This window comes from uncultured Moraxella sp., assembly GCF_945873075.1.
Taxonomy (GTDB): Bacteria; Pseudomonadota; Gammaproteobacteria; order Pseudomonadales; family Moraxellaceae; genus Moraxella.
This window is the reverse complement of record NZ_CAMCBS010000043.1, coordinates 1-7,929: the sequence shown is the minus strand read 5'-3', so window position 1 is coordinate 7,929 and position 7,929 is coordinate 1. Positions and strand designations below refer to the sequence as shown.

The 7,929-nt window shown below is 48.1% G+C and carries 7 protein-coding genes; 2 read left to right on the top strand and 5 right to left on the bottom strand.

Going from position 1 to position 7,929, the window contains the following annotated elements; translation table 11 throughout:
* Positions 1–555: 5-formyltetrahydrofolate cyclo-ligase (locus Q0N89_RS09400; protein WP_294035768.1), on the bottom strand; the 555-nt coding region annotated here is incomplete at its 3' end.
* Positions 556–707: 152 nt separating this feature from the next.
* Between Q0N89_RS09400 and cydD the strand changes: the two genes are divergently transcribed.
* Positions 708–2,459: a thiol reductant ABC exporter subunit CydD gene (gene cydD / locus Q0N89_RS09395; RefSeq protein WP_294035766.1), complete on the top strand. Its 1,752-nt coding sequence runs from the start codon at positions 708–710 to the stop codon at positions 2,457–2,459.
* A gap of 9 nt (positions 2,460–2,468) precedes the next feature.
* Positions 2,469–4,199 (top strand): amino acid ABC transporter ATP-binding/permease protein, encoded by a 1,731-nt coding sequence (locus Q0N89_RS09390; protein WP_294035764.1) that lies wholly within the window; start codon positions 2,469–2,471, stop codon positions 4,197–4,199.
* Between the two features lie 100 nt (positions 4,200–4,299).
* Here the strand turns inward: Q0N89_RS09390 and Q0N89_RS09385 are convergent, their stop codons facing one another.
* From Q0N89_RS09385 to cysT, 4 genes are all read right to left on the bottom strand, one after another.
* Complete coding sequence (locus tag Q0N89_RS09385; protein ID WP_294035761.1) at positions 4,300–5,103, bottom strand: hypothetical protein; 804 nt, start codon at positions 5,101–5,103, stop codon at positions 4,300–4,302.
* Between the two features lie 90 nt (positions 5,104–5,193).
* Positions 5,194–5,913, bottom strand: a complete 720-nt coding sequence (locus tag Q0N89_RS09380) for a sulfate/molybdate ABC transporter ATP-binding protein (RefSeq protein WP_294035759.1) — start codon at positions 5,911–5,913, stop codon at positions 5,194–5,196.
* Between the two features lie 37 nt (positions 5,914–5,950).
* Positions 5,951–6,796, bottom strand: a complete 846-nt coding sequence (gene cysW, locus Q0N89_RS09375; RefSeq protein WP_294035757.1) for a sulfate ABC transporter permease subunit CysW — start codon at positions 6,794–6,796, stop codon at positions 5,951–5,953.
* A 15-nt stretch (positions 6,797–6,811) separates the two neighbouring features.
* On the bottom strand, positions 6,812–7,696 hold the full coding sequence (cysT, locus tag Q0N89_RS09370) for a sulfate ABC transporter permease subunit CysT (protein ID WP_294035755.1): 885 nt from the start codon (positions 7,694–7,696) through the stop codon (positions 6,812–6,814).
* Positions 7,697–7,929 lie beyond the last annotated feature (233 nt).

The window sequence follows — 7,929 nt, the reverse complement described above, 5'->3', positions numbered from 1 at the left end:
ATCGGTAATCACCACATCCACACATTGATCCCATGGCTGTTTAGGTAGCTTGTCAACCAGCTGAAACTCATAGCACCAAGCGACTTTGAGTGTATTGGGGCAGTTGGCAAAGGTGCGATCATAAAACCCACCGCCCATGCCAAGCCGTACGCCTTGCCGATCGACAGCGACGAGCGGGCAGATGATGGCATCCATCTGCCAAGCAGGCAGGCGAGTGTGTGTCATGGGCTCAAGCATACCCAGCCGATGGCGTTTGAAGGCATTTTTTGATAAAGGTAGTCGCACAGGCGCAAAGGTAAGTGCTTGATTGGGCTTGGTGATAGGCAAAAAAGCCTGCCATCCTAATCGTGCACAAAAGCGAGCAATGACATCGGTCGGCAGTTCGCCAAAATCATCCAAATAAAATGCGACTTTGGCACAAGGTGGCAGTCGTTTGGCAAGCTGTATCAAAAACCGAGATGCCAAAAAAGCTGCTTGCCGTCTTTGGCGTACGCTCAGGGCTCTACGCTGTTTGGTGAATGTTTTTCTTGAGATGTTTGGCGGTTGGCTCGTCATGGCAATCCATCGGCTGTGATAATTATCAAATTAATTGGCAAAAAGCATAAAATAGCCCAAAAATTAACGGGTTTTCATTGAAAAAACGGGCTATTTTGGCGATAATAGCACATTTATTTACAATAACAAATACCCATCCATAAAAGCATCTTATGATCACTCAATCTGCGCCACGCACCGCCAAATCCCCAAAAAAACGCCCAAGACGCAGTCAAGAAGACATTGCTGCGGCGAATTTTTTGAAACACAGTTTTAGACCTGTCAAAAAATCCATCTACATGGCATGGCTATGCGACATCATCAATGTGCTATTGTTGATGGTGCAGGCGTGGGTGATTGTGCTGATTTTTGATGGGTGGCTACTGCCGTTTATTCCACAGTTTGCCCATCATGATGCGATGGCGACGAGTGCGCTATGGCTGTATTTGGCGGTGTTGTTTGGGGTGTTTGCCTTGCGTGCGTTGGTGGGGTATGCACGAGATGCGATTTTGACACGGGTGGGTGTGCAGGTGGCATCTGATGTGCGTGGACGGCTACTTGACCAGCTTGGCGAGATGGGATTGGCTCGGCGGTTTTTTGGTTCGGATGGCGTTTTGGCAAGTAAAATTGTCGATGAACCTGAACATTTGGTGGGTTATGCACGCTTTGAAGTGCAAAAGATGACGGCGGTGACGACGCCAATTTTATTAGCCATATGCATTAGTTTTTTTAGCAAATTTTCTGCATTAATCCTGCTTGCCACTGCGCCACTGGTGCCGATTTTTATGATTCTCATCGGTGTGGCGACAGCACGCAAAAGCCGTGAGCAGATGGATGCGATGGCACAGCTTGGCGGGCGGTTCTTTGATTGGATTCGTGGGGTGAATACGCTGGCACGCCTACAGGCAGTGACAGTTGCGGTTGGTGATATTGATACTAGTAGCGAAGCCTATCGCAAAAAAACCATGGATGTGCTAAAAATCGCTTTTTTAAACAGTGCTGTGCTTGAATTTTTGTCCGCTTTATCGATTGCACTGGTGGCGGTGTACCTTGGCTTTGGCTTGATTGGGATTTTGCCGTGGCAGACAGGCGTGATGGCGACCAGTTATAGTTCGGCATTGATGATTTTGCTACTTGTGCCTGAGTTTTATGCGCCGCTACGCCGATTGGGGGCGGAATATCATATCAAAGGACAGGCAGAAGGTGCTGCCAAAGCGATGGTGGATATGATGGCGTTTAAGGGTTATCATACGGGCAATCAGTCCATGCAGCTGACCAATCCTGTTGCCATTCGTCTTGAGCAAGTGGCGGTGTTTGGCGATGATGGACGACTGCGTCTATCACCTGTGACGCTTGAGTTTGGTGCAGGTCAAGTGACGGCTTTGCAGGGGCAAAGTGGTACGGGTAAATCGACAATCTTGCAGATTTTGCTTGGCTTTGGGCAATTTACAGGTAATATTTGGCTGATTGATGGTAATCAGCGTTATGACTATGCTTCGCTTGATATGACCGCACTGCGTCAGCAGATGGGCTATCTTGCCCAAAGTGTGAGCCTGCTACCGATGAGCATTGCGGATAATTTACGCCTTGCCAAAAAAGATGCCACCGATGCCGAGCTACAAGCAGTGCTTGAGATGGTTGGTTTATGGACGCTTGCCAGTCAGTTGCCAAATGGCATCAACACCGTGCTGAGCGAGCGGGGCGGTGGTATCTCAGGTGGTCAAGCACAGCGTATCGGCATCGCACAGCTACTGCTCCAAGATGCCAAAATTTGGCTATTGGATGAGCCGACCGAGCATCTCGATGGCGAGACAGCACAGGCGGTGGCGGAGCTGTTGCACCGATTGGCAAAAGATAAGACAGTGATTTGGGTGACGCATGATGTAGCGCTTGACGAGCGATTTGATGCGCGCCATCAATTATAGGGGAAAATGATGAAATCAGCACAGAAGTTTGAGCCATTTGCCCTATCTGAGCTTGTCAGTCGGCAGCTATTTATGTGGTGTGTTGCGTGGCTACTTGGGCTTGTGACCGTATGGTCGGTATTGGGCTTGACCATGCTGTCGGGGTGGTTTGTCACCATGTCGGCAGTGGCAGGACTTGTGGCGGTTGGTGGTCATACCTTTAATTATATGATGCCGGCAGGGATTATCCGTGGCTTTGCCATTGTGCGTACGATGGGGCGTTATGGGGATTTGATGGTGTCGCACCATGCGGTGTTTGCACTGCTCAAGGATTTGCGTGTGCGGTTTTTTGCCCAGTGGGCGGGTCTTGATTATGGACTGCGTAACGCAGGCGGTCAGAGTAGTAGCCAAAAAATGCACCGCTTGGTCAAAGACATCGATGTCCTAGATGAGTTCGTCCTGCGCTTGGTGTCGCCGTGGGTGATGGCAGTGGGTGCGGTGTTGGTCGTTGGTAGTATCATCATGGTGATTTTGCCAAGTGCATGGCCAAGTATTGCACTTGTGCTGATGGCACTACTGTGTGCGATGGCGGCGCTCAAGCTTGGTATCCGCCTAGCGCGCCAAGAAAGCCAATTACAAGAACAACGCAAATCAACCCTGCTTGATACACTGCCTGCCTTGACTTTACTACTGATTTGGCAGCGTTGGCAAGATACCAAGCAGACACTAGCCAAGCTAGATGATGAACAAACGACAGTGACTTTGGCATCGCATCGCCTACGCCGATTGACCATGCTTGCCATTCAGCTATTGATGGCGTTATCTGCGGTGATGATGCTGGTGGCGGCAGGGTTGTATTTTGATGGCGCAAGCATTACGCCCTTTAGCGAATCTACGCTCAATAGTTATACTGATATTAGCCCTGCTTTGATATTGGCATTGATGCTTGGCTTGATGGGCTTAAGTGAGTTTGTACTTAATCTAGTCAATGAGCCATTGGCGCTAGGTCGTAGCCTTGTGGCAAAAGCACGGCTCAATGCACTTATTTCTCAAGCTGATGCCAAGCCTGTACTGACACCGATTGATACTGTGAGCACTGAGCGAATTAGCCTTGTACTGGATCATGCGGATGTCAAAGCGCCTAAGGCGATTTTTGGCGCAAGTAATTTGACTGCTACCATCACTCAAGATAAGCCTTGTCTGGTGGTTGGGCCATCAGGCGCAGGCAAATCCACGCTGTTACAGACACTTGCCCAAGAGCATCCGCTCAGTGGTGGTGTGATGCGTTTGGTGGGCGATATGGGGGTTTGCGAGTGGCAGTCGGTGGATTTTGGTGCGTCGCTTGGCTTTTTGGGTCAGACGGTGGATATCTTTGATCAGACTTTGGCGGATAACCTACGACTTGGCAAGCTAGACGCCACCGATGATGAGCTGTATGCCGTGCTTGATGCGGTCAATCTTGGCGACTGGGCAAAATCACAACCCAAAGGGCTTGCTACGCCACTTGGTGAATATGGCACATCGGTCTCAGGCGGTCAGGCTCGGCGTATAGCTTTGGCAAGATTGCTGTTATCACCAAAAAAAGTCTTGCTACTTGATGAGCCATTTGCCGGTCTAGATGCGACTACTCGCCATATCGTATGGCAGAGTCTGTGTGCGTATCAGATGAGTGGACACATCGGGCTACTGCTCATCTCAACGCATCAGCTGTGGGATGAGATGGGTGATGTGGATGTGTTAAAAGTTGGCATGATGAGCTAATTGTAAATATATTGCTTAATATTACTTAGCTATGATAAATTGCCCCAGTGCTGATACTGGGGCAATTTTGTTTGGTTGGATTAATTTATCTTTAGATAATTTAATCAGATTTTGCGACCTTATTCGGATTATCCTTAGCGGTGATGATATCAGCGTTAGGATCGCCAAGGCTTAAAATCTCGCTGAAATTCGGCTGTACTTTGAGCAGTAGTTGCTCATGCTGTAGCACGCCTTGATTGACCTGCGCACGGCGCAAATAGCTCATAATCTGCTCACTGCGTGACATCCAGCGACCGATGTCCAGATAGATGATATCGCCTTTGTGTTCGGTAAATGGCACGCCTTTGATTTTAATTAAGCTTAGAATCAGTGCCAATGGGTCTTTACGCATGATGGCACGGTAGCTATTCACCGCAAATTTAAGCAGTGGCGCTTTGTACCATTGACGAGTATGCAGCTCGATGATGTCAGTATCGCTGATTTGCTTGAGCACCAGTCGTTGTCTGTGGCGATCAAGCTGTAGGTGTACCAATTCAAAGTTACTCGCCACCGAGATATACATCCCCATCACATCAGCAGTGCAGTACAGTCTAAGCCAATTTTCATGCACTTCTAAGCGCAAATCCAAAATCATCTTGACATTACGCACCACAAAGCGATACAGATTTTCATTAATCTGGTCTTGACTGACTGTCAATAATAGCTCATCGATATAGCTGTCAGCAGCGGTGGCATAATTATGCTTGAGATTGCCAAGTGTCTGTTGCCAACCGATGAGTAGATTTTCAAGAAAAAAAGCCGAATTCAAGCCGTCTTGGATATCACCAAAACGGGGCGTTGAATTTGGCTGTGATTCATTTTGATTTAAGATGGTGTCATCAGTTGCAAAGGTTTGGGTCATCATGGGCATATTGATTCGATAAAATTATCCCATTTTAACAAACTTTTGGCAAAATGTGTGTAGTGATGTGTAGCCAATGGTAAATTTAGCAAGTTATAAGCCCAAAAAATCCACCACAAAATCACTATTTGGCGTCGCAAACAGTTCAGATGGTGTGCCGATTTGCTCAACTTTGCCATGATTCATGATGACAATCTTATCCGAAATCGCCTGCGCTTCTTCTTGGTCGTGGGTGACCATGATGCTTGTGATACCGATTTCACGCTGAATGTCCTTGAGCGATGTGCGTAGCTCTTTACGCACTTTGGCATCGAGCGCGCCAAATGGCTCATCAAGCAGCAGCAGGCGTGGCTTGGTCGCTAGTGCACGAGCCAGAGCGATACGCTGACGCTGACCGCCTGATAGCTCATGTGGATAGCGATGTTTGGTTTGGGGAAGTTGCACAAGTTCAAGCAACTCATCAACACGCTGATCGATGCCACGAGCATCAGGGCGTTGATCTTTTGGTAACAAGGTTAGGCCAAAAGCGATGTTCTGGGCGACCGTCTGATGGCGAAATAGGGCGTACTGCTGAAACACAAAGCCGATACCACGCTTTTGGACAGGGATATCAGTGACATCGACACCTTCAAAGGCGATGCGGCCACTGTCGGCATTCTCAAGCCCTGCGATGATACGCAGTAGCGTCGTCTTGCCACACCCTGATGGGCCAAGTAAGGTGGTTAGCTCGCCGGTTGGGACTTCGATATTAATATCGCCAAGTGCCACAAAGTCGCCAAATTTCTTATGAATGTGTTTAATCTCGATGCTCATGGTAATTCTCAATACAATATTTATAAATAATGGATAATCAGTGGCTTTGTTTACGGGTCATGACACCTTGGATAATCAGCGTCACCAGTGCCAATAGTGCAAGCAGGCTAGATAGCGCAAATGCCAAAGTAAAGGCGTATTCGTTATACGCAATCTCAATCATCAGTGGCATGGTGTTGGTCTCGCCACGGATATGCCCCGAGACGACACTCACCGCACCAAACTCACCCATCGCACGCGCATTGGTCAGGATGATGCCATACAGTAGCGCCCATTTGATGTTTGGCAAAGTCACTTTCCAAAACATCTGCCAGCCATTCGCCCCAAGAGTCAAAGCCGCTTCTTCTTCGCTGTCGCCTTGGGCTTGCATCAGTGGAATCAGCTCACGAGCGATAAATGGAAAAGTCACAAACAAAGTCGCAAGCACAATCCCTGTCGTCGCAAAAATCACCTGAATGCCCATACTCTCAAGCCAACCACCAAGCACGGTATTCGCCCCAAAAACAAGCACAAACATCAGACCTGCCACCACAGGCGACACCGCAAAAGGTAGGTCAAGTAAGGTGGTGATGATAAATTTGCCACGAAATTTATGACGAGTAATCAGATACGCCAATGCCACGCCAATGATGGTATTAATCGGCAGTACGATGGCAGTGGTGATGAGTGTCAATTTAATCGCCGAGAGCGCATCAGGCTCAACGAGTGCCGCTTGATAAGCCGCCCAGCCTTCACGCAATGCTTCATAAAACACCGACAATAAAGGCACGACAAGCATCACGCCCATAAACAGTAGCGCAAGGCTAATCAGTAGCCATTTGACCCACGGTTTATCACGAGTGGCAGGGTTGTTTTGGTATGCGTATTGAGTTGAACTTGCCATAGCTGACCTATGTGATTAATTGGTTTTTGCACCCAAGCGGGCAGAGAGTTTCCATTGGGCGAAGTTGATGCCAAACAGGACAATGAGTGATAGCAGTAGCATAAATAACGCCACACACGCCGCCCCTGCGACATCAAATTGCTCAAGCTTTGAGACGATAATCAGTGGCAGGATTTCTGATTGCATTGGGATATTACCCGCAATAAAAATCACCGAGCCGTATTCACCGGTCGCGCGAGCGAACATCATCCCCGAGCCAATCAAAATCGCAGGGGTAATCTCAGGTAATACCACACGGCGAAATGTCGTCAAGCGAGATGCACCCATCACCGCTGCCGCTTCTTCAAATTCGACAGATAATTCTGCCAAGACAGGCTGTACTGCACGCACGATGAAAGGAAAGCTCACAACGACAAGCGCAAGCCAAATACCAATCGGCGTAAAGGCAATCTTAATTGGCTCACCAATCAAGGCAATGCTAACCTTGCTAAACCACTGACCAAATAGCCCATTGGGTGCGTATAGTGTCGCAAGCGCAATGCCTGTAACCGCTGTCGGCAGGGCAAATGGCAAATCAACTAAGGCGTTGATGATGGATTTGCCCCAAAAATCGTAACGCACAAGCACCCAAGCAATCAGCGTGCCAAAGATGACATTGGTCAAGGTGGCAAGCGCAGCCATGCTCAGCGATAGCTTGATGGCGGCAAAGACCTGTGGCTCACGGATGGTGCGAATGATATCAGCAAAGCCCATCTCAAGCGTGGTCAAAATCATCATCGCAAAAGGCAACACAACCAATAGTGATAGGGCAAACACGCTAACACCAAGGCTCAGCCCAAAAAACGGCATCACACGACGGGCGCGGTTTTTGGGTAGGTTGGTGGATGATGACACACTCATAAGAATTCCTGTGATGGCGACTGCTAAATCAATGATAATGGATAATATATTTGATAGCGTACTTTAAAATATCACCCACCAAAACACTACTAACAAAATGGACTTTTTATTTTCGATATTGGAATTTATGCCATGCGATTGGCTATTCTAAGCATAAAATAAACAAAAACATCCAATGATGAACCGCACCCCAAAAGTTAGACAACCTTTGGGGTGTTTTTATGACCAAATAC

Bases quoted from the DNA above. Each gene is read 5' to 3' on its own strand.
- cydD (WP_294035766.1), top strand. From the start codon at position 708: ATGATCACTCAATCTGCGCCACGCACCGCCAAATCCCCAAAAAAACGC.
- Q0N89_RS09390 (WP_294035764.1), top strand. From the start codon at position 2,469: ATGAAATCAGCACAGAAGTTTGAGCCATTTGCCCTATCTGAGCTTGTC.
- Q0N89_RS09385 (WP_294035761.1), bottom strand. From the start codon at position 5,103: ATGATGACCCAAACCTTTGCAACTGATGACACCATCTTAAATCAAAAT.
- Q0N89_RS09380 (WP_294035759.1), bottom strand. From the start codon at position 5,913: ATGAGCATCGAGATTAAACACATTCATAAGAAATTTGGCGACTTTGTG.
- cysW (WP_294035757.1), bottom strand. From the start codon at position 6,796: ATGGCAAGTTCAACTCAATACGCATACCAAAACAACCCTGCCACTCGT.
- cysT (WP_294035755.1), bottom strand. From the start codon at position 7,696: ATGAGTGTGTCATCATCCACCAACCTACCCAAAAACCGCGCCCGTCGT.